17 protein-coding genes and 1 pseudogene are annotated in these 22,137 nt (G+C 42.8%); 12 read left to right on the plus strand and 6 right to left on the minus strand.

Annotated elements, in window-relative coordinates; all coding sequences use genetic code 11:
* Positions 1-37: 37 nt before the first annotated feature.
* Both pta and AB4351_RS15110 read left to right on the plus strand, forming a co-directional pair.
* On the plus strand, positions 38-1,111 hold the full coding sequence (gene pta / locus AB4351_RS15105; protein ID WP_102332700.1) for a phosphate acetyltransferase: 1,074 nt from the start codon (positions 38-40) through the stop codon (positions 1,109-1,111).
* Between the two features lie 71 nt (positions 1,112-1,182).
* On the plus strand, positions 1,183-1,950 hold the full coding sequence (locus AB4351_RS15110; RefSeq protein WP_372126447.1) for a TSUP family transporter: 768 nt from the start codon (positions 1,183-1,185) through the stop codon (positions 1,948-1,950).
* 51 nt (positions 1,951-2,001) lie between these two features.
* Here AB4351_RS15110 and AB4351_RS15115 read toward each other — a convergent pair whose 3' ends face one another.
* Positions 2,002-3,723, minus strand: coding sequence for a cobaltochelatase CobT-related protein (locus tag AB4351_RS15115; RefSeq protein WP_372126449.1), 1,722 nt, complete (start codon positions 3,721-3,723; stop codon positions 2,002-2,004).
* A 3-nt stretch (positions 3,724-3,726) separates the two neighbouring features.
* Positions 3,727-4,710, minus strand: coding sequence for an AAA family ATPase (locus AB4351_RS15120; protein WP_372126451.1), 984 nt, complete (start codon positions 4,708-4,710; stop codon positions 3,727-3,729).
* 261 nt (positions 4,711-4,971) lie between these two features.
* Between AB4351_RS15120 and xsc the strand changes: the two genes are divergently transcribed.
* From xsc to AB4351_RS15150, 6 genes and pseudogenes are all read left to right on the plus strand, one after another.
* Positions 4,972-6,783, plus strand: a complete 1,812-nt coding sequence (gene xsc / locus AB4351_RS15125) for a sulfoacetaldehyde acetyltransferase (RefSeq protein ID WP_004731917.1) — start codon at positions 4,972-4,974, stop codon at positions 6,781-6,783.
* A 429-nt stretch (positions 6,784-7,212) separates the two neighbouring features.
* Positions 7,213-8,028, plus strand: coding sequence for an FRG domain-containing protein (locus AB4351_RS15130; RefSeq protein WP_104216198.1), 816 nt, complete (start codon positions 7,213-7,215; stop codon positions 8,026-8,028).
* Between the two features lie 264 nt (positions 8,029-8,292).
* Positions 8,293-8,679, plus strand: coding sequence for a nuclear transport factor 2 family protein (locus AB4351_RS15135; protein WP_372126453.1), 387 nt, complete (start codon positions 8,293-8,295; stop codon positions 8,677-8,679).
* Positions 8,673-8,864, plus strand: a pseudogene (locus AB4351_RS15140) (cache domain-containing protein); the annotation flags it as partial. The gene AB4351_RS15135 and the pseudogene AB4351_RS15140, both read left to right, overlap by 7 nt.
* A gap of 236 nt (positions 8,865-9,100) precedes the next feature.
* On the plus strand, positions 9,101-9,673 hold the full coding sequence (locus AB4351_RS15145; protein ID WP_372126454.1) for a hypothetical protein: 573 nt from the start codon (positions 9,101-9,103) through the stop codon (positions 9,671-9,673).
* A 502-nt stretch (positions 9,674-10,175) separates the two neighbouring features.
* The gene (locus AB4351_RS15150) at positions 10,176-11,783 is read left to right on the plus strand and encodes a BCCT family transporter (protein WP_372126456.1); all 1,608 of its coding nucleotides are present in this window, start codon (positions 10,176-10,178) and stop codon (positions 11,781-11,783) included.
* A gap of 205 nt (positions 11,784-11,988) precedes the next feature.
* On the opposite strand, the gene AB4351_RS15155 is transcribed toward AB4351_RS15150, so the two are convergent.
* On the minus strand, positions 11,989-12,915 hold the full coding sequence (locus tag AB4351_RS15155; RefSeq protein ID WP_372074943.1) for a M14 family metallocarboxypeptidase: 927 nt from the start codon (positions 12,913-12,915) through the stop codon (positions 11,989-11,991).
* A 175-nt stretch (positions 12,916-13,090) separates the two neighbouring features.
* On the opposite strand from AB4351_RS15155, the gene AB4351_RS15160 reads away from it, so the two are divergent.
* Positions 13,091-13,996, plus strand: coding sequence for a DUF808 domain-containing protein (locus AB4351_RS15160; protein WP_372126458.1), 906 nt, complete (start codon positions 13,091-13,093; stop codon positions 13,994-13,996).
* A gap of 117 nt (positions 13,997-14,113) precedes the next feature.
* Here AB4351_RS15160 and pyrC read toward each other — a convergent pair whose 3' ends face one another.
* The 3 genes from pyrC to AB4351_RS15175 form a co-directional block, all read right to left on the minus strand.
* Positions 14,114-15,142, minus strand: coding sequence for a dihydroorotase (pyrC, locus tag AB4351_RS15165; protein ID WP_102499739.1), 1,029 nt, complete (start codon positions 15,140-15,142; stop codon positions 14,114-14,116).
* A gap of 192 nt (positions 15,143-15,334) precedes the next feature.
* The gene (locus AB4351_RS15170) at positions 15,335-15,493 is read right to left on the minus strand and encodes a YqaE/Pmp3 family membrane protein (protein WP_017059962.1); all 159 of its coding nucleotides are present in this window, start codon (positions 15,491-15,493) and stop codon (positions 15,335-15,337) included.
* 286 nt (positions 15,494-15,779) lie between these two features.
* Positions 15,780-17,744 (minus strand): adhesion domain-containing protein, encoded by a 1,965-nt coding sequence (locus AB4351_RS15175; RefSeq protein WP_372126460.1) that lies wholly within the window; start codon positions 17,742-17,744, stop codon positions 15,780-15,782.
* A 467-nt stretch (positions 17,745-18,211) separates the two neighbouring features.
* On the opposite strand from AB4351_RS15175, the gene AB4351_RS15180 reads away from it, so the two are divergent.
* The 3 genes from AB4351_RS15180 (at position 18,212) to AB4351_RS15190 (ending at position 22,137) form a co-directional block, all read left to right on the plus strand.
* On the plus strand, positions 18,212-18,742 hold the full coding sequence (locus AB4351_RS15180; RefSeq protein ID WP_102321323.1) for a hypothetical protein: 531 nt from the start codon (positions 18,212-18,214) through the stop codon (positions 18,740-18,742).
* Positions 18,743-18,808: 66 nt separating this feature from the next.
* Complete coding sequence (locus AB4351_RS15185) at positions 18,809-19,336, plus strand: hypothetical protein (RefSeq protein WP_240800848.1); 528 nt, start codon at positions 18,809-18,811, stop codon at positions 19,334-19,336.
* Positions 19,336-22,137 (plus strand): CS1-pili formation C-terminal domain-containing protein, encoded by a 2,802-nt coding sequence (locus AB4351_RS15190; protein WP_102321324.1) that lies wholly within the window; start codon positions 19,336-19,338, stop codon positions 22,135-22,137. The genes AB4351_RS15185 and AB4351_RS15190 overlap by 1 nt, the downstream gene beginning before the upstream one ends.

Consider the following 22,137-nt stretch of genomic DNA (forward strand, 5'->3'; position numbering starts at 1 on the left):
TTATGGAACAATTAATCTCAATAAATGGAATTTAAAGATGAAGGCGATTGAACGGATTATTGATAAAGCTCATTTAGATCGTAAGCGCGTTGTTTTGAGTGAAGCGGAGGACCCGCGAGTGCTAGCTGCTGCAAGAATAGCAATCGACAAACAGCTCGCTCACATCACACTTGTGGGCGATGAATCGGCGATCATCGCTGCTGCAGAACTTCACCACATTAACCTCGCTGGCATTCATATTGTTTCTCCACAGGCGTCGTCACTCAAAGAAGTGCTCGCTGAGCGGCTGTATACATTAAGAAAAGCTAAAGGCATGACTTATGATGACGCCCTAGAGCTGGTTCAAGATCCACTTGTTTTTGCCAATTTGATGGTAAGGGAAGGACTGGTAGACGGCACAGTTAATGGCGCGGTTTATACCACGTCTGATGTGGTGCGAGCTGCGCTGCAGATTATCGGCCCTGCACCGGACAGCGAATTGGTGTCGAGTTTCTTCTTGATGATGCTGTGTGAGCCTTTCCATAATCTTAAAGGCGGTATGATTTTCAGCGATTGTGGTTTGGTGATTAACCCCACTGAAACCGAGCTGGCATCGATTGCCGTGGCCGCATCAAACAGTGCTCAAACGCTACTGATGGAAGAGCCTAAAGTAGCGATGCTGTCGTTTTCGACCAACGGGAGTGCCAAACACGAATCGGTTGATAAGGTTCGTAATGCTGCTCAACTCGTGAAACAACGTTGTCCCGGAATCGCCGTCGATCAGGACGTTCAACTCGATGCGGCGATTGTCACTGAAATAGCGGCGAAAAAGTTGCCTGATTCAGAGGTCAAAGGTCAATCTAACGTGTTGATATTTCCTAACTTAGAAGCCGGTAATATCGGTTATAAGCTTGCGGAAAGGCTAGGTGGGGCTGTTGCGATTGGCCCGTTGCTGCAAGGGCTGAATCAACCAGCGAATGACTTGTCCAGAGGCTGTAGTGCCGAAGATATCTTTAATGTCATTGCCGTTACCGCGGTACAAGCGCAGCAAGGGAAAGCATCTGACTCTAAGGCTGACTCTGAAGCTGATGTTGAAGAAAGAGAAGAGTCGGAGTTTGAATTCCGGTATTAACACTCGTTGCTTAAACTAATGCGGAATCTTGCACTCATATTTACCCCCAAATAACCTAATTAGGATAGCTAATGGAGTTACCTGTTTTACTCGCCATTCTTGCCACCATTGCGGTAGGTACTTATTTCCAAACTGTCACTGGATTTGGCCTCGGTATCATCGTGATTGGTTTGACGGTCAGCCTTAATCTGGTTTCTTTACCCGTCATAGCCGCTGTGGTCAGTATTGTGACCTTGTTCAATTGCTTGATCGCGTTGATGGGTAAACCATTACTTGGGGAGCTCAAGATTCTGGTGGTGTTAGTTATCGGTATTATTCCAGGCGTATCGATGGGCGTGTACTTGCTGGACGCGTTGAGCGAGTCGGCAACCCAAATCCTACGAGGGCTATTGGGTGCCATGGTGTTGTTCGCTGGTTTGAGCTTTATGTTTAAACCTAAAACTAGAACGGTCCGTTCGACAACCGTATCTTTCCTTGTCTCAGGATTTAGCTCTGGGTTAGCGGGGGGATTATTTGGGATGGCAGGTCCACCGATTGTTTATCATCTCTATCGGCAACCTTTTTCGCTCGATCTGGTGCGAAGCACACTGCTGATGGTTTTCGCTTGTACGTCGATGTCCCGTACGGTCAATGTCTATGCGGCGGGCGACATGGAACAGAGCATATTGTGGTTATCCGCTATTGCTGTTCCTCTGGTGGCGCTTGTCACAATGTTTGCTCGGCGTTTCCCACCGCCGTTGTCTAATGATCAACTCAGAAAGCTGGTGTTTACGGTGTTAATGCTGATAGGCGGATATTTGATGGCTGTCTCTGCATGGTCGTTGTTTGGCTCCTCGTAAAACCATTCTCGACAAAGGAGGCTAGTGATTCGCTAGCCTAAGCTTCCCTGTTTAAACACGCTTTAGCATCTCAAATATGCTCCTAGATAGCCCAAACAAGCAGCTCTCTTGTACATCTAACGTGATGTTGCTGCGATAGTACGGGCTCAAATCCACTCCCATTCCCACACCATGAATCTCAATACCGTTTTTGGTCGACTCACGTTCAATCACCTGTTTGAGATGGTTATCTAAATAGAACTGATCGTTGGCGGTACTGGTAGCGGTATCCATCGGGCAGCCGTCTGAGAACACAATCAAAACCTTTCGCTGGGCGGTGTGCTGCTGCAATCGATGACTCGCGAACTGAACCGCTTCGCCATCAATCCCTTCTTTAAAGATGTCGGCTTTACGAAGACTCGCAATGCCAAGTCGAGAACGTCTCCAATGGGTATCAAAATCCTTAAACACGATGTGCCGAACTTCGTTTAAGCGGCCCGGGTGCTTTGGTTGGCCTTGTTTAAGCCACTGCCGATAGACCTTGCCACCGTTCCAGTTATTGGTCGTAAAGCCAATAATCTCGAAAGGGATGTTGGCCAGTCCAACGGATTTGAGAATTGTATCAATCAGTAGGCTTAGCTTGTGACTGTGCTTTTGCATTGAGCCAGAGCAGTCCATCAAAAATGTGGTGGCACATTGATGAGATGTACCGATGTCAGGTTGATAAAAGACAGTGCTATCCAATGGCGATGTGACGAGCTTGGTGATGGTGGTGGCGTTAACAATGCCTTCTTCTAAATGGTCCTGACGTCGGTTCCTCTGTGGTGTGGCAACAAAGCTAGTAAGCATAGCGGCTAAACGGCGAGTGTTGACTTGTCTCGCCATGATGTCATCGGTTAGCTTTTGTCTCAGTTCGAGTAATAGGGTACGCCTGACGAGTTTGTCTGCGGCGATGACTTGATCAAATTCTGAATTAAAGACCTGATAATTGGCGCCCGACAACTCGAATACCTTGCTACTGCCTGTGATGTCGGTATCGACGTCTTGATCTTGAATGTCACCATCAACAATCAAGGCAAGCTGTGCAAGGATCTTGATGTCTTCTTCAACGGTTGGTGTGGGTGAGTTATCACTTTCCTGTTCTTGGATGATTAACTCTTGTGCAAGGGCTGCAAGCTCATTGGCACTGTGTGCAAACTGTTCTTGGTCTGTTCTATGTTGCTTTAAGCGTTTAAAGCTGTGACCGAAGGTAGGTACGATGCCGGCGCGAGTCGATTCAATGGTCTCAGCAATGGGTTCCGAAACCGGAACACCGGTTAAGCGGGTGTGGATGACTTGCATCAGAGTAAACAGCAACATGCCTATTCGTGATTCGGTGAAGCCATTCTGATGATATTGGTCGCTCCAATACGCAAAGTTGAACTGAATGCTGGTGGTCACGCCTTTTAGATAAGACGGGATTTGCGATTCAATTCGTACCTGTTCGCAGAAATCATATAACAGACGCTCGACTTCGCTTTTCGGTCGCAATGAATAATGAAGAGCAGCATCTGAAAGTAAGAGTCGTAATGCTGATGAATCGATCTTGCCTTGCATCGAAAGCTTGCTGTTTTTCAACTCGTGGCGAGAAACAAAGGTGAGATCGTTAGTATGTGCGGACTGGTAATAACAGGGGCTATTGCCTTTATAGAGACGTTCTCCCCGATAATTCAGACTCAACTCACCGCTGATCGCTCTGGCGACAGACACGCCAAGATCGAGGATCTTTTTCTGCTGGGAAGAAACATTGGCCATGGTTTACGACTCCGAATGCGAATAGTTTTGAGTAGGCGTTTCTAAATCTTCACCAAAGCAACGGAAATAATATTCGCTAACCAGTTCTTTCTCTTCGTCTTCGCAGCGATTTAAGAATGACAGTCTAAATGCCGTTGCTACATCGTCGAATATTTGGATGTTTTCGGCCCAAGTGAGTACCGTTCTCGGAGACATCACCGTTGAAAGGTCGCCAGCCCGAAACCCGTTACGCGTTAATCCTGCCGTTGCGATCATTTTCTCAACCAGTTGTCGGCCGCTTTCACTATTCAGATTTGGAAGCTTGGATAACACGATCTTGATTTCGTGTTGCGGATCTAAATAGTTGAGCGTAGCGATGATGTTCCATCTATCTAACTGACTGTGGTTAAGCACTTGAGTACCCGAATACAAACCTGAAAAGTTACCCAAGCCAAGCGTGTTACAGGTAGCAAACAGGCGGAAAGAAGGGTGAGGTGTGATCACTCGGTTTTGTTCTAAAGAGGTGTACTTTCCGTCTTGCTCTAACAACTGCTGAATCACAAACATCACATCAGGACGACCAGCGTCGTACTCATCCAATACCAGTGCGATGGGTTGTTGAACGCTCTGAGGAAGAATACCTTCTTTAAACTCAGTCACCTGCATTCCGTCTTTAATGACGATGCTGTCTTTACCAATGAAATCCAAGCGACTTAAGTGTCCGTCTAGGTTGATCCTCAAGCATGGCCAGTTCAATCTCGCGGCGATTTGTTCAATGTGAGATGACTTGCCCGTTCCGTGTGTGCCTTGAATCAGCGTGCGACGATTGGAGGTGAACCCTGCCAATATAGCCAGCGTCACTTCGGGGTCAAAACAGTAATTAGGATCGACTCTCGGCACATATTCACCCGGATGTTCAAATGCCATCACCGTTAGGTTACTGTCGATGCCAAAGCGTTCTCTCACGCTTACCGGCTGCGTTGGTACCAATTCCGCCTCTTTCATCATATTTCCCTCTATATAGCTCATCACTTGTCGCTGCTATCGCGATATGTCATCGATTATTAACAGCTCCAGTTAAGTTAACGACACTTTTTGTACGAAAAACCACCAATAATGTGATCTAGTTTTATTAATTAGAATGAATTGTTCCAATTTAATATAAAAAGTTGACGTGCAAAAATTCTACTACTAAGGTGAAAATGAATTCGAAAAAGAGACAATTCATTCCGAAAAATGAAATTTTGGTTAACTCAGGAGAATGGAAGAATGAGCGAGCAAGAAAAACGTACGGTTGTTTCCGGCACAGTAACAATGACACCATCAGAAGCGTTCGTTGAAACTATGGTTGCTAATGATGTTACCGATATGTTCGGCATCATGGGGTCGGCATTTATGGACGCAATGGATATCTTTGCTCCTGCTGGCATTCGATTGGTCCCAGTAGTACACGAGCAAGGCGCTGCCCACATGGCAGATGGTTACTCTCGTGTATCTGGTCGCCATGGCGTGGTTATCGGGCAAAATGGCCCAGGTATCAGTAACTGTGTAACAGCAATTGCAGCTGCGTTCTGGGCACATAGCCCGGTCGTAATTGTGACGCCAGAGACAGGCACTAAAACAATGGGCTTAGGTGGTTTCCAAGAATGTAACCAGCTTCCAATGTTCCAAGAGTTTACTAAGTATCAAGGACACGTAACGCACCCAGACCGTATGGCGGAATACACAGGCCGATGCTTCGACCGTGCGATGAGTGAAATGGGTCCAACTCAACTGAATATTCCACGTGACTATTTCTACGGTGAAACTCAAACCGAGATCCCTAAACCAGCGCGTTTAGACCGTGGTCCAGGTGGTGAGAAGTCTCTGAATGAAGCGGCAGACCTGATTGCTGAAGCTAAATTCCCAGTCATCATTTCTGGTGGCGGCGTGGTCATGGCCGATGCAGTTCAAGAGTGTGCAGCGTTGGCAGAAAGACTAGGTGCACCTGTAGTGAACAGCTACCTACACAATGACTCTTTCCCTGCTAGTCACCCATTATGGTGTGGTCCTTTAGGCTACCAAGGTTCGAAAGCAGCAATGAAATTGATGGCTCAAGCGGATGTGGTTATCGCTTTGGGTACACGTCTTGGTCCATTTGGTACCTTGCCTCAACATGGCATGGACTACTGGCCGAAGAACGCGAAAATCATTCAGATTGATGCAGACAACAAGATGCTTGGTCTGGTTAAGAAGATTTCGGTTGGTATCTGTGGTGATGCAAAAGCAGCAGCGGTTGCTCTATCTGAAAGGTTGGAAGGTCGTGCACTGTTGTGTGATGACAACAAAGGCGCTCGCCAAGATACCGTCGCTACAGAAAAAGCACTTTGGGAAAAAGAGCTTGATGAGTGGACACACGAACGTGACTCTTTCAGCTTGGATATGATTGAGGAAAACTCACACGAGACTCCGTTCTCTGGTGGCGAATACTTACACCCACGCCAAGTATTGCGTGAGCTAGAAAAAGCGATGCCAGAAGACGTAATGGTCTCAACCGATATCGGTAACATCAACTCAGTGGCAAACAGCTACTTACGCTTTGAGAAACCACGTAGCTTCTTTGCTGCAATGAGTTTCGGTAACTGTGGTTACGCATTCCCGACCATCATTGGTGCGAAAGCAGCGGCACCTCATCGCCCCGCTATTTCATATGCAGGCGACGGTGCGTGGGGCATGAGCTTGATGGAAACCATGACATGTGTTCGCCATAACATTCCAGTGACAGCCGTGGTATTCCACAACCGTCAATGGGGTGCGGAGAAGAAGAACCAAGTCGACTTCTACAACCGACGCTTTGTTGCCGGTGAACTTGAAAACCAAAGCTTTGCAGAAATCGCACGAGCTATGGGCGCTGAAGGTATCACGGTTGATAAGCTAGAAGATGTAGGTCCAACCCTGCAAAAAGCCATCGACATGCAGATGAACGAAGGCAAAACAACCATCATTGAAATCATGTGTACTCAGGAATTGGGTGACCCGTTCCGCCGAGATGCACTATCAACACCGGTTCGTTTCCTAGATAAATACAAAGATTACGTATAAGTCATAGGAAGTTTGTCCGGCCGTAGATATCTCGAGAGTGTTAGAGAAAGTGCTATCGAGAATGTGGTCGGGCAATACCAACGGGTATTGGCAAAGGACTTAGGTGAAGAACGTAAACGCTTAGTTCAATAATTTCCAGTTAAACATTAGAACACTAATTAAATGTTCATTAGGGAAATAAGTGGTTATTGCTATATAAACTTTGTTACTCGTTATTATTAATCGACCATTAACTCATAGCTACTTAGTGAATGGTTCTAATACTGATACTTGTTTATGAAGATATATACTTATTATCATTTTAGAAAAAATAAAATAACGACACTAGTTGACTATTGGTCAATCGTTATTATTGGTTGATTTTTATCATCGATTGATAGGGTTGTTGATATTTTGATCTTACCGAATTTAAATTAAGTGAATCGTAGTATGTATGTTGTGAAAAATAAACATTATATAAGCTCACTCGACGAGCTGTATAAAATAATCGACTCACTCATTAAAGAGTGTAATGGGCATCGTGGTTTGATTTATAACGTGTGTGATTATGAAAATAATAACTTGATGCCAAGCTTAGGTCGCTCAAATCGAAAGAATATTCGCCGTGTCGAACAAGAGTTTCTTTCGACCGTGAGAGTTTATGGCGGGCATTCGTTGAATGCACACCAGATAAACGATTGGTTATTGATGTGTTTAGCCAAGAAACAGGGGTTTCCAACCCGTTTACTTGAGTGGACAGATAACCTGATTAATGCGCTGTGGTCTGTATGTCATAGCCAAAGTAAAGACTGTATCAATATTATTAAAGCCATTGATTATCATAAGGTTAGTGTTTTTAACTCACCATGTGACTTCAATAAGACTCAGATATTCAATGTGGCTGATTGTGATCAGCAAGAGCAAAGAAAGGATAAGTGGTATTCCATTCACCCATTTAAGGAAGGTGGCAATGATGCCATTCAGCCTTTGTACGATGAGAAAGAATATTCAAACGGTCTAGTGTCCGTTCATATTCTTCCATCAGCGAAAGTAAACCTGATAAAGGAATTAACCTCCATGAATGTTTTAAATGAACCGACAGAATATATTGAAGAGAAACTGGCTGATTTGAAAAATGAAGCCCATGTAGATGGTAATCAAGCAATTAATAAAGGTGAGGGTAATATCGAATTACAAGTTAATACTCATGATCGCCAGCTTGAGCAGTATGGCCGAAAGTACCATCAAGATTTTGACTTCGACTAAAGTCTAATATTTCTAATTATTTTATTTAGACCTCGTATAAATCTAGTGAGTGACTGTGTAAATAAAATTAGAACACTAATTAATTTATAAAAAGATGAAATCTGTGAGCTTAAAAATTGTTTATAAAGTAACTCGAAGTTAGAGTGGTGAAGCTTGTTATCAAGTTGTTAAATTTCACAGATCTAGTTTAAACACTCAAATGAAAAAGTGGCGCAAAGCTACTGAAATTTAAACCAATAACGAAAACATAAAGGATTCTGGAATATGAATATGCAAACCAATGCAGCGACATTCGTGCTGGAAAACCAAGTCGACACCGCCTTTTTACAGTCTTTTAGTGATGCATGGAATAACCATGATATTGAAGCGCTGATGTCGTTTATGACTGAAGACTGTGTCTTCCACACCGTGGCAGGAGAAGGCGTACTTGGAAACACTATCGAAGGGTACGAAGCCGTTCGCAATAGCTTTGAATTGGTTTGGCAGAACTTTCCAGATGCAGCCTGGAGCGACCCTGTCCACTTTGTGTGCGGTGACCGCGCGGTAAGCGAATCAACGTTCTCTGCGACTAACCCAGATGGCACCGTCATCGAAGCTCGCATGGTCGACGTGTTTACTCTGAAAGATGGAAAAATCAGCGTAAAAATCTAAGCCCTGACGATAAGCCAATTCTTACTGAGATGTTAAATCGAGCCAAAGAAAATGGTCGTGGCGTTTACACCTATCGATGGTTAAACCCGCTGTCGAGCAAAGTGGAAACTAAGCACACTTACTATCGAGTTATCGACAATAAGTTGGTTGGGGTGGGTTATTACACAAATTCAAACAACACGTAAACGCGTTTCTACGGAACCCTCAACCCAGTTAAATAAAGGGCTAGGGGCTCGAAATGCCGGTTTGTGTAAAAAAGCAATTTAGTAAAATTCACACTGTGTAATTTTTGTTGTGAAATTGTTTCAAAAATAACAGTAGTATGAAAAACATGGAAACCACACAGTAAAGAACAATTTTGAAAAGGGTCAATTGGGATGTTTGACCTTAATGAAATTTAAAGCCGTACGAGGGATAGACTATGAATATGCTGACACTAGACAAAACAGAACTTCACAGAAACCATTCAACTTTTATTGCTGAAGCTGTCTTTGCCGTCGAAATGGTGAAAGCAGACAAGCAACTCGAAAAGCAGAAAATGGCGAAACAGTTGCTTGATACTCTATTCCCTCTCGAGTCTGGTTCTCACGAAGATGTAGTGAGCTACGAGATTGACTACCGACATGTTCAGGTTTACTTCAAAAATGGCGAACATACTGGCCTAAAACGAGCGAAGCACTTTGTTGCTTTCACCGGCGATAAGTCTAAGCCTTCAGCAATCCTATTTCGTGATGAAAGCGGTACACACGTTGAAGTGACAATCGGTGCTCGTAAAGGCACTGGCTACTTAGAATTGGTTGATATTCAAGATATCCAGTTAGAGACATGCACCACGTTTGGCCAAACTGAGGCGAGCCGTTCTTCTGGCATCCGTCACTGGGTGAGCTTAGTGAAAGGCGATGAAAGCGGTCGACCGAACGCTTCAAGTGAAGATAAAGAGTTTACGGCAAAAAATGGCGAAGACTACAACCTAGGTTTTTGCTTCGCGATCTAATGTGCTGTCCTTGAAATGTACTGTCTTTGAAATGTACAGTGCTGCTCTGCTAGACGTAGCACTGACATTTGAATACTGATTTCTCTTTTACCTTTGGTAATTTCCCCGCCCCTATAGCGGGGCTTTTTTGTTAGAGCTATAAATAAATTAGGCTGTTGTTGATTTTATCTTTAGAAAGTTTGAATGAGATTTTACGGTGCGTTATTTTAATTTAAAGCACTGTATTTAAACATTTTTATTTGTTTATTTTATTCTGTTTTTATTGGCTTAACTATCACTATTGACGGTGGTTTGGGTGACTATTGAGCTAAAACTCAGTCAAAATGCTTTGAGCTGTGCTATAATCCGCGCCTTGGGATTGAGCCAATAAGTCCATTTGTCACCAATTATTGTGATTTTTATCGCCTTTTTATTTAGGTGGTGCGGCGAGCCAATCAAGTAGTAATTGGATATGGAGAGCGTCCTTATATTCGTTAATTCGGATATGCGAACATCATAATTTATGAGTTTTAAATCAAAAAAATACAGTATTGATTCTACTGACTATCAAGTTGGTCAAGACAACGTCAGTAAATGGGGCATGGATGTCCATAACACAGTCTTCGTAGCCTCAGTAGGCTTATCTCTTCTCTTCATCATCACTCTTCTTGCTCTTCCTCCTGCAGATGCTAAAGCTGCTATTGATTCTATCAAGGGTGCTGTTTTATCAAAGTTTGACTTCCTCTTTATGTGGGGAGCTAACATCATGCTAGCGTTTGCCGTTGTTCTCGCGTTTTCACCTTTGGGTAAAATTCGTCTAGGTGGCGAAGACGCGACGGCGGATTACTCCATGTCATCTTGGATAGCAATGCTATTCGCAGCGGGTATGGGTATAGGACTTATTTTTTGGGGTGTTGCAGAGCCAACCGCGTTCTTCACGAACTGGTTCGGAACGCCACTCGGTGCAGAACCTTTTACAGAAGCTGGTCGTGAACTGGCGCTAGGCGCAACCGTATTCCACTGGGGTTTTCATGCATGGGCTATCTATGGCATGACGGCGCTTTGTCTGGCGTACTTTGTTTATAACAAAGGCTTACCGCTATCAATGCGTTCTGTGTTTTACCCAATTCTGGGTGAGCGTGTGTGGGGCAAAACAGGTGATGTGATCGACGTACTAACGGTACTGGTTACTCTGTTTGGCCTTGCGACTTCATTAGGCCTAGGTGGTACGCAGGCAGCAAGTGGTATTAGCCACGTGTTTGGCTTGGAAAACAACATCTACCTTCAGCAATCTATTATCGTTTTGATTATGGGCTTGGCGATCATCTCTGTTATGCGTGGCATGGACGGTGGTGTTAAGTTCCTAAGTAACCTGAACATGGTTATTGCGTTCGTATTCCTTGGTCTTATCGCTGTACTGAACTTCACAACCGTGCTTGATTCTGTGGCAACGGCGGTGACGGGTTATGCGAATAACATCGTAGCGTTGAGCCAAAGCTCTGGTCGTGAAGACACAACATGGCTGCATGGCTGGACTGTGTTCTACTGGGCATGGTGGGTTGCGTATGCACCTTTCTTCGGCATGTTTGTAGCGCGTATTTCTAAAGGCCGTACGGTTCGTGAGTTTTTACTTTGCGTACTGATTATCCCAACATTGGTAACGTCGGCTTGGATGGCTATCTTCGGCGGCGTGGCTATCGAGCAGGTGATTAATCATGTAGGGCAACTTGGCTTTGACCAAGGCATCACAGACGTGTCTCTAAGCTTGTTCTACATGCTAGATGCTTACTCGTTCGGTAGTATTCTGTCGGTTCTCGCAGTTGCACTGATCATTGTGTTCTTCGTTACAACGCTAGACTCAGGCTCTATCGTTATCGATGGTATGACTGCGGGTGGTAAACTAGAAGTGCCAGTGAAACAGAAAGTGGTTTGGGCGGTTATCTCAGGCGCTATCGCAATGGTAATGCTGTGGATTGGTGGTACTCAATCAATCCAAGCTCTGCAATCTATTACGATTATTGCAGCACTGCCGTTTACGATCATTCTTTTGATTGGTTGTGTGAGCTTGTTGAAAGGCCTACTGACAGAAGTCGGTAAAGGGCAAGAAACGGTTACTCCGGCCACTAAGTAAGTACCTCTAGATAGGAACTTACTCTAATCAGCAGATTCAAAGCTCCCTTGCACCGCGTGCAAGGGAGCTTTTTTATGCCGTAGAAGACATCAGCGAAAGAGAAACAAAAAAGAGCCACAAGTGAGTAGTCATTTGTGGCTCTTTTAGTTCTTGGCTCTTAGTTATTAGTCTAGGTGCCCGGTTCTAGCTATGAGCGGGTTTACGCTTACGCGTTCAATTCGTGCTGAATAACGTAATCCAAAGCACCAACAACAGCAGCAACTTGAGCATCGTTACACTCTTCGTCTGTTACTTTGTCACTGTCTGGGTAAACCTCTGTGGTTGTACCGTACTTACAGTCAGTCACGCCGCCACATAAGCCAAGCTTCTTCATTGGGTAGTTGATCACGCCGTGTTGAGTGACGTCTGAACCAATGATCTTGCCTTCGTCATCCGCAGGCGCAATGTGGGTTACTTTTTCAACTGAAGCGATGACAGCAGCTTGGAATTCAGGTTGTGGGTTTTCAGTATCGCCAACAGTGTAGAAACCGTCTGGGATCATACCTTCGATGTACTCAATGCCATCACGAGCTGCGAGTGCAGGTCGGAATTCAGTTTCATCAGAGTCAGTCGTCTCATGCAGGTCAACGTGAACCAATACTTCTGGCAGAGACGCTACTAGAGCTCGTAGGTTTGCTGATTCTTCTGCTGGCGTACCGTCGTAGAAAGAGCGGTTTGGATCAACAGCATTTGGATTCCAGCGGTTGATCACTTCGTAGCCCCAAGGGCTCACACAAGGTGCGACAACAATGTTGAAGTGCGCCGTGTATTTTTCTGCTTGAGTCGCAGCGAATTTGATCGCGCCATGCACGCCACTGGTTTCGTAACCGTGAACACCACCTGTTACCAGAATCGTCGGCTTTGACTCGTCCCAGTTTTTGCTCTTGATAGCGAAGAGTGGGAAGCGAGCTTCGTCGTAGCTCAGTGCGCCGTATTGTTCGATGTCAAAGCGGTCTGCCAGTGCTTTAATCTTTGGTACAACTTCTTGCTGGTATTCACGCTTAACCGTTCGTTGAGCTAACCATGCTTCACGTTCTGCTTGTTGCCATTTTTGCCCTAGCTTACCAATCGGGTAGGTAGATTCACTTTTCATCTATACTTTTTCTTTTATGTTCGTGAAAGATTAAGACAGATTATTCCTGTCTAACAGAGACAGCAATAGAAAACACAACTTGTGACTTTATTTTTTACAGACTCATAACTTTGATGAGTGAATTGATGGTGTTACATTTTATTGATGGTTCAATTCTTTATAAAGAGACAACAAAATGGCTGGAGCAAGTTTACTAACACTGTTAGATGACATTGCAACCGTGTTGGATGATGTCGCATTGATGTCTAAGGTAGCCGCTAAAAAAACCGCAGGCGTATTAGGTGACGATTTAGCCCTTAACGCCCAGCAGGTATCCGGTGTTTCTGCTGAAAGAGAAATCCCAGTGGTATGGGCGGTCGCCAAAGGCTCATTTAAAAACAAGCTGATTTTGGTTCCGGCAGCACTATTGATCAGTGCATTCATTCCTTGGTTGATCATGCCACTACTGGTGATTGGTGGTCTGTTTCTTTGTTTTGAAGGGGCAGAGAAAATCTTAGAAAAGCTTTTTCCTCATGCTCATCAACACGAAGAGAAAGATGAGGAAAGCAGCTCGGGTGAATCTGTTGAAGAGTATGAGAAGAGAAAGGTAGCAGGCGCGATTCGGACTGACTTTATCTTATCTGCGGAAATCATTGTAATTGCGCTGGGTACCGTAACGGGTACAAGTATCGTGACTCAGATTCTTGTGGTGAGTTTGATAGCGGTTGTGATGACGATTGGTGTTTATGGCTTAGTGGCAGGGATCGTTAAGCTGGATGATTTAGGTTTCTATCTCCAGCGAACATCGAATGGCAGTGGCATTAAAACTCGATTGGGTAACGGGCTAGTCGCGTTTGCGCCCAAGTTAATGAAGACGCTTGCGGTGGTCGGTACTGCGGCGATGTTCTTGGTTGGCGGCGGTATTGTGGTGCACAACGTTCCTGCGATTCATCATTTAATTGAACCGATTATTATGGATTTTAGTGGACATACGATTGCGACTGCGGTGGTACCAACGCTATTAAATGGTGTGATTGGGGTTTTATCTGGATTGATTGTCGTTGCTATTTGGACTGCTATCGGAAAAATTCGCGGTAAGTAATCGTTAAATTACTGCTGGGAATAAGACAGTCTTTCATCGAAACAAAAAAGGGTCACCATAATTACTATGGTGACCCTTTTCGCTAAATGGAGGGTGTTTATTTAACAGCCCAAGTGCTTATTTTACAGACCAAGCAATCGTCTCGCCGCCACGGATTGGCACAACGATGTCTGAACCGAAAGGCATGGTTTCAGCAACATTCCACTCTTCTTTAACTAGAGTGATGGTATCTGAGTTACGTGGCATGCCATAGAAGTCTGGGCCGTTGTGGCTCGCGAACGCTTCTAGGTTTTCAAGCTTACCCTCTAGTTCAAACACTTCAGTGTAAAGCTCTACTGCTGCGTGCGCAGTGTAAGAACCCGCACAACCACATGCTGACTCTTTTGCGCCTTTAGCATGTGGTGCAGAGTCTGTACCCAAGAAGAACTTCTTGCTGCCGCTTGTTGCCGCCTCGATAAGCGCTAATTGGTGAGTGTTACGCTTCAAAATAGGAAGGCAGTAGAAGTGTGGCTTAATGCCGCCAACCAACATGTGGTTGCGGTTGTAAAGCAGGTGGTGAGCGGTGATGGTTGCTGCTACGTTGTCGTTAGCGTTCTTAACGAAAGTCGCTGCGTCTGCAGTCGTGATGTGCTCAAGAACAATCTTCAGGTTAGGGAAGTCGTTCACAATCGGTGCTAGAACTGTGTCTAGGAACTCTTTTTCACGGTCAAAGATATCAACATCGTGAGCCGTTACTTCACCGTGTACCAGTAGCAACATATCCACTTCTTGCATTGCTTCTAACACGTGGTAAATCTTTTGTGCTGACGTCACGCCTGAATCGGAGTTAGTCGTCGCGCCCGCTGGGTAAAGCTTTGCAGCCACTACTGCACCAGACTCTTTCGCTTTGCGAATTTCGTCAGGAGTGGTGTTGTCTGTCAGGTAGAGTGCCATTAGAGGCTGGAATTGCTCGCTTGGCTGCTCTGCCATGATGCGTTCACGGTAAGCTAAAGCCATTTCGGTATCGGTTACCGGTGGGATGGTATTTGGCATGATTAACGCTCGACCATTGTAGCGGCTGATATCGCGCACTGTATCTTTTAATACTTCGCCATCGCGTAGATGAACGTGCCAGTCGTCAGGACGAGTAATCGTAAGTTGTGTCATTGAAGGCTCCCACCATTTGAAGTGTTATGTAGTTGGAGCCTAAACTCAGCGAAATCTGTGAAAGCAATCGCTTACGTTTAGGCGACAGGATGATAGTGGAAAAGTACTTTCATTTCATCCTATTTTTAACTCTTCATGGCTAGGAGCTTGTTTTTATGGATATTTTATTCGGTATCTATTTGTTAATAAGGGTTAGCGGGTGGCTACCCACAGACCATGGATCATTCCTGGAACCCAGAAGAAGAAAGTAAGAATGATATTAATCACCAAATCTTTCCCGGCGCCGCGAGCGAAGAACACGCCAACAGGCGGAAGCAGTACACATAAGATGATAATGACGAGTTTGTTCATGATAAATCCTTTTTATTCAATGAAAGTTCAATGCGGTAAACGTGTTCATATTATAGAACGTCTCGAGAGTGTTACGGCATTGCTGCCTTAATGTACCAAAATAGAAAGCTAAACATCTCAAGATACTAGCCTAGTATCAAGTGTTTAATGCCTGCCAGTTCGACTAAAGTTAGATTGGATGTAATAGTGAGGTTTGAGTTGAAATTGTTTAAATTGAAACATAAATAGTGTGCAGTCTAGCGTTAAACTAGTTACGAATAACTAGTTTAACGCTAGCGTCTTAGGATTATTCGGTATCAACCCAAAGCTCTAATCCATTTAGGTAGCTGTCTCCTGTGGCCCTAAAGCCTGTTAACTGCTCATCTGCGGTTAGAGTATATTCATCGCTATAGTGACCTGAGTAAGATTTGCTACCACAGGTTAACAGTAAGCCACCAGATTTATTATATAGAAAGAGTCGAGACATATCGTTTCCAGACCCAAACTCTGTGGGTCCCCAGACAGCTCTAACTCTACCTATGTCAGCAACGTTTATTGTATGTTTGGCTCCGCCAGTGCCTCCAATATGAGCACCTCCTACCTGCGAGATAGAATCTACAATAAACCCACAGCCAAACGTCACTTGAGCATTGATACGAGTATCAAATAGATAATCATTACCAATGTCATCACCAAGGAATTTAACTGGATACCCTAGAGGTGTTGCATCGACGCAAGCAGCAAATCGAACACTCGAATTGGCATCATATGTACTAACAACTCTATCTGCCATGTTTACGGAATGATGATAGCTAGTTCCACTTGCTCCTTGGTTACTAGCCCAGTAGCTAACGTCAATTGGCCAGTTGTGATTAGTAAACAAACGGCCACTAGTATTGCCATCATCATATAGGCTTCGAAGTTCCGTCACCGTTGGCAATCGTGCTCCTCTAGCTTGGCACAAGTGATTAGCAGTGTGCCAATCGTGAGAAGCCGTGGTGATACCATTTAAAGCGGTAGTACCGTTACCAACTTGAGGTGTGGCGATGATTTCAGCATCTTTAGCATCTGCGTACATCAACGGTGGTAGGTAGATATTCCCTGAGACGATTGGCTCATATGGGTTACCGACGTAACCTTGCAAAATTCCTGTGGCATAGCCCCCTTTTCCATCAGACACAACATAGGACACAGATGTTTCTCCAGGTTGGGTACTAGTGAAATCAAACTCAGTATCATTGAAAAGATTACCATCGTTGTTGGCATCGTTTGGAATTAAGATGGTTGCACCAAAGCTGTATATGTCAACGAGATGAAGAGTATCACCGTCAGGGTCACTTATAAGATCCGCAACATTGAACCTTAATTGTTTACCATAAGGAATTTTAGCTACCTCGTCACCAGAGTCTGGATCTATATAACTGATTTTCCTACGAGATTCTGCTGTTGGTGCACTGTTTGTGTCTGTTGAGACCGCGATATCAATACTACCAGCTAACACACTTGAACCATCACTATAGCTATATAGGATGCGTTCTACGCCGCTTGGTATGCCATCTCCTGGGGTGTAATCAATCGTATTAGTTGATGTGTTTGCAATAGCAGTTGAATTTGTCGCATCACCATTAGGCAATGTAACCGTGGTTGCTAATGCATATGTGCTTGTGTCTAGAGAGTCCCCCGCGTTCCCAAGCTCTTTAGCGATATCTATTTGTACAGATGTGAAAGAGGAGGTTAGTCCTGAAATCGGTGTAAGTTGCTCAGTTGACTCACCGACAGCCGCACGAACTGTCGCTTCAGCAAAACCATCTCCTGATGTTGCTGAAGTAGCGCTAATACGCGCCTCTCCATGGTTACTATGGGAGCTCATAGCGATGTCAGAAGGTAGCGCAGCGCCAACTCGATAGCGGTAGTCGCACACTTTTGCACTTTGAGCGCTAATGGTGAAGCCATTGGCATTTTGGGATACAACATTACAATCATAGCTATTATTCAAAGACGTAACTGTCGTTAATGTAACTGACGAATCATCAGATGACTCCATATTATTCGACAAATCAACAAAAAAGGTATTTGTGGGAGTGCTTTGACGAATTACATCCTGAGCATAGTAAAGGGTATCTCCTGATGTTGGAGATTCGGGTTTGGAGTTAGTAGTCGCTTCGTCGCTAGATGCACCACACCCAAACAGCGCCAATGATATCGCTACTGACAGGGATAATTTATGAAAAGGTGCGTATGTACTTATTCTCATCATGTATTTAATACTCATTAGTGAATGTTATGGGAATTAAGCAAAGAGAGCACAGCCCATTATTTATTTGCGTATTCTAACAAGGCTAAATCACTTTAAATTAGCACGAGCTAGTATCTGGCACTGGTGAGTGCCTAGTTGACAGCTGGCGCTATTAGCAATGATATAAGTTAAAACTCAAACTGTTATACGTCTCTAGTATTTATATTGAAGTGGGGTTGTTCATGTGAATAACTACTTTTATAAGATAAGACCGAAGGTGGGATCTAATACCAGTTACTAAATTAGCGAATGAGTAACCTAAGGAATTAAATGCCTAGGTTATTTTTTAGGTGAATGGTTTTCTTGCTCAAATATCCACTAGGCATATCGGAAGGTCACTTTTCTTTACTTGCTAACCAAAACGTTTATTCATTGCATATCATACACCCGAAGTTAGCAAGGGGCTAACTAATCATATTATGAATATATCGAAGGAAATAAAAGTGAAAAAACTAACACTTATTACACTGCTATCTGCAATTACATCTGTTCCAGCTTTTTCTGCACCTGGCGATACCTCTATTGGTTCTGTAGTATTCAGCGGCTTTGTTCCTGGTTTTGTATCCAACGGTGACATCCTTGTTACTGGTGCGGGCGGTAGTGAAGACCCTGCTTCTTTTGTTGGTACGTTACAGGTGAACGCTGACGGTACGTTCGCAACGACTAAAGCAGTTGTTTTGGAAGCGCATGACTACACGGGGGCTGTGCTTGGGGCTTTAACTCCAGCTAACTGGACGGTATCACAAGTAAATGTGCTTCCAGCTTCAATGGGTGAAGTACAGCCTAACATTGTCGTCGGCGATAACCTTTCAGCGACGGAACTTACTGCAGCTGACTACTTAGCTTCAACTCAACTTTCAGCAGGCGATACGATTCAACTGTATGTTGCTAACGATACAGCACACTCAACTCCAGATGATATTGCTGGTACAGAAGTTATCGTTAACGTTGATATGATTGCAACTTTGCCATAAGAAAAAATCTCATTATTTGATAGGCACTTAATTAATTAAGTGCCTTGTTTTTCGAGGCTGATGAAAATGAATATCTATATAAATTATTTCTTTCTATTATTGCTTGTTATTTTTAGTTTCAATAGCTTTGGCTATGAAAGCTATTCATTTCCAGTAAATACACAAATAAATAGAGCGAATTTGTATGACTATTCTATAAATGTAGATTTATCTGATGAGTTTATTGCACTGAAGTATGATGGTGAGAACGAAACCTTTCTAAATGGGCGTTTTTATTCTTATATTAGAACGAATATACCAACAAGCTCTGGGGATTCGTTTGAATACAGTTATAACATATCAGAGTTCACTTCTAAATGTGTTTTCAACGATAGCGGTGAGACTATGTATGATGATTTTGTCGATCTCTATATCGATAGAAAACATTACTCTGATATTTCAGATATACCAAACTTTGAATTTAATAATATTAAAAATACTGAATATGAAAACTCTACCAATGAATTTGAATTAGTGACAAATAAAAATATACCGAGTGATGAGCCATTAGATTGCAATGGTCGTATTACGTTCAATGTGGAGCTTCAACTATAATGTTTATTAGACTTTGGTTTGGTTTAAACTTAATTATCATATTTTTCTTGGCCATAATATATAGTTCAAAATCCGTCGCAAATATTCCAGATGGATTTGAAGATATGTTTGAAGAGAAGTTGATAAGAATGCCACTAATTCTCTCGGCTGATAACAACAAATTATTCTATTCGGAAGCTTTCATCTCGGGTGATGAAGTAAGAATTCCCACTTCACAAAAACAACTTGTAGCACAAGCATTGGCGAATGAACTTGGTATTGAGAAAGATGTTAGCGATGCGATGGCAACAACACTGGTAAATGGGGTTGAATCGAGCCTAGATTGTAAAGGTTATCGAAGTGAATGTGGTCTACTACCTGATTTATATGATTTTGTTTATGTGCCAGATAGCCAATCATTGATTATTCATGTTAACTCACAATTCTTAACTGAGATAATAGAAGAGTCAGAAATAAAATTTGTAAAAGAAGAGATCGATCAAAACGCGATCATTATGTCACATGGTTTGAATCTATCTGGTTCTTATAGCGACAACACTGATTATACATCGTCTTATTCTTATCAACATGAAAATTATGCAGGTTTTGGCAAGTATGGCTATTTGCATAATGATCTAAACTTTAGTGATGTCAATGGTTTCAGTTCGGATGACTCATCGTATAACTATGTTGGTGGTAATACTCGTTTCTCTGTCGGGTATAAATACCAAGAACGCCCTTGGAATAGTACTCAGTTTTTAGAAAATGGCAGCAAAACTTCTGGTTACATGTTGTCGATTGGATCGACGAGAGAGCTAGTAAAAAAATCATCTTCTAATTCTAGACGAGTATATTTGAACATTTCAAGAGCTGGTCGACTAGAAATTAATGATGATAGAGGCCGTGTTCTATTAAGTCGTAATGTGGATGCAGGGCAAGAATACTTTGACTATAACGAGCTACCATTTGGTACTTATACTGCGACAATTCGAATATTTGATGGCAGTGAAGAGTTTTACACAGAAGATAGGTTGATAGTCAATACAAGCTCTTCGTCGATTAAAACCGGCGAACTAGATTATCATATTACAGCCGGTTATTTATCAAGAGACCTGACGAATACGGGACTAGAGGACGATTTTGACCAGAAATCCATCAACTTTGCTTATGATAATTATGAAAGTCCAATGTTCACCAATGGGAAATTGAGCTATCAAGTTACGGATTTTTTTGCACTGGGTGCAGGTTCGTTTATTACAGGGGAAGATAATTATAATTATGTTGGTGGTCACTTATCTTTAGGGGAAGTGTCCAGAATATCGGCAGTAACAGGATTATTTGACGATGGATCTAGTTTTTATAATTTTGATGTGGGGATTTATAACTTAAGTGTATCTTACACAAAGTTTGATAGTGAAAATGATAATAGTATTGGAGATATTAGTTTGTCTCAACTTTTATTCAGTAACTCGAACTATACGTCATTATCAGTAAATTACAACAAGTACTTAACGAGAAATATATCATCATATATATCGGGTATATTAACAAAAAACCAATATAAAGATTTTAGTAATGGTTATAATAATGAATCAGAAAGTTGGTCTGCAAGAAGTGGCGTGCAGATATCATCATTACCACTTGACTCAAAGGTGAACTTAGAGTTATCAGCAAGTGAATCGAGCGATATAAATTATGGTGTTATGGCCTCAATAATTATTCCAATAGGCCAGGAAAACACATACACACATAGTACACAAGCACAAATAGATGATAGTGGTGATGTTGCGCTATCGCATAGAGATACAGTCTCAAGTAGTCTAATTAACAGAAACAATCTAAATGTATCAAGCTCTGCGGGACTTTATTATCAAGATTCTACTGAAGACCAAAGCAGTGCCGATTTATCATTGTCTGCAAATTATAAGAATAAATATATTGACTCAAACTCTTATACCTATATCAATTCAAGTAGCAATACAAGTGTTTCTGCATATATTGGTACAAGTAATATCGTAACTTCTCAAGGAATAGAGTTTACGAGTGAAAAGTCATCTTCTTATTTTATTTCGAATAATGATACAGGGGAACTGTCTTCGGATGGAAAATTCTTGGCGGTAGTTAACTCCGAGCAGAATGGAAAACAAAGCAATGCTTATGTTAGTGGAGATGCTTTGACGGTATATCCATTAAAAGAGTTCTATGAATATGAATTCAAGCTTGATACGGAAGCCTCTGATTTTTACAACAATGGTGAGTCTTATACGTCGGCTACTAGTTATCCAGGAACTGTTATCCGTTTGGATACGTCGTTGTCTGAGTTGAAATCATTTATATCGACGTTTAGTGATATAAATGGAAATCCAATAGACGGAGTTGAATGTATCGGTGGAGGTTGTGTTTCTACTGACAAGCTTGTTGAAGGTGTGTATCAATTTAAGGTGAAAGATAAACAACCTTACAAAATTATATCTAAGGAAAACCAATGTGTAATACCGGAGTTATCATCGGTTAATAATTTGAATTTAGGTAATAACTTCTGTATGCCATCATTCGAAGAAAATAGTGAAGGTTATCAGATAGCCCTAGTTGATGGTGTTTATTATTACTACTTAGGGCAATACAAGGATAGTAATATTGTATTGAACTATCAGAACAAACTGAACAACTCAGGTGTTGAAATTATAAACAAAAAGCTTGGCGGTTATTTGTATATATTCGCTAAGTCTCCTGAGCAACTAACTACGGCAAACAAACTGTATGTTGATGAACTCATTAATTATGCAGTTCATATGGAGATGACGCCATATGCTTATAACTAA

Origin of the sequence: Vibrio sp. 10N.261.51.F11 (genome assembly GCF_041471665.1) — a bacterium.
Taxonomy (GTDB): Bacteria; Pseudomonadota; Gammaproteobacteria; order Enterobacterales; family Vibrionaceae; genus Vibrio; species Vibrio crassostreae_C.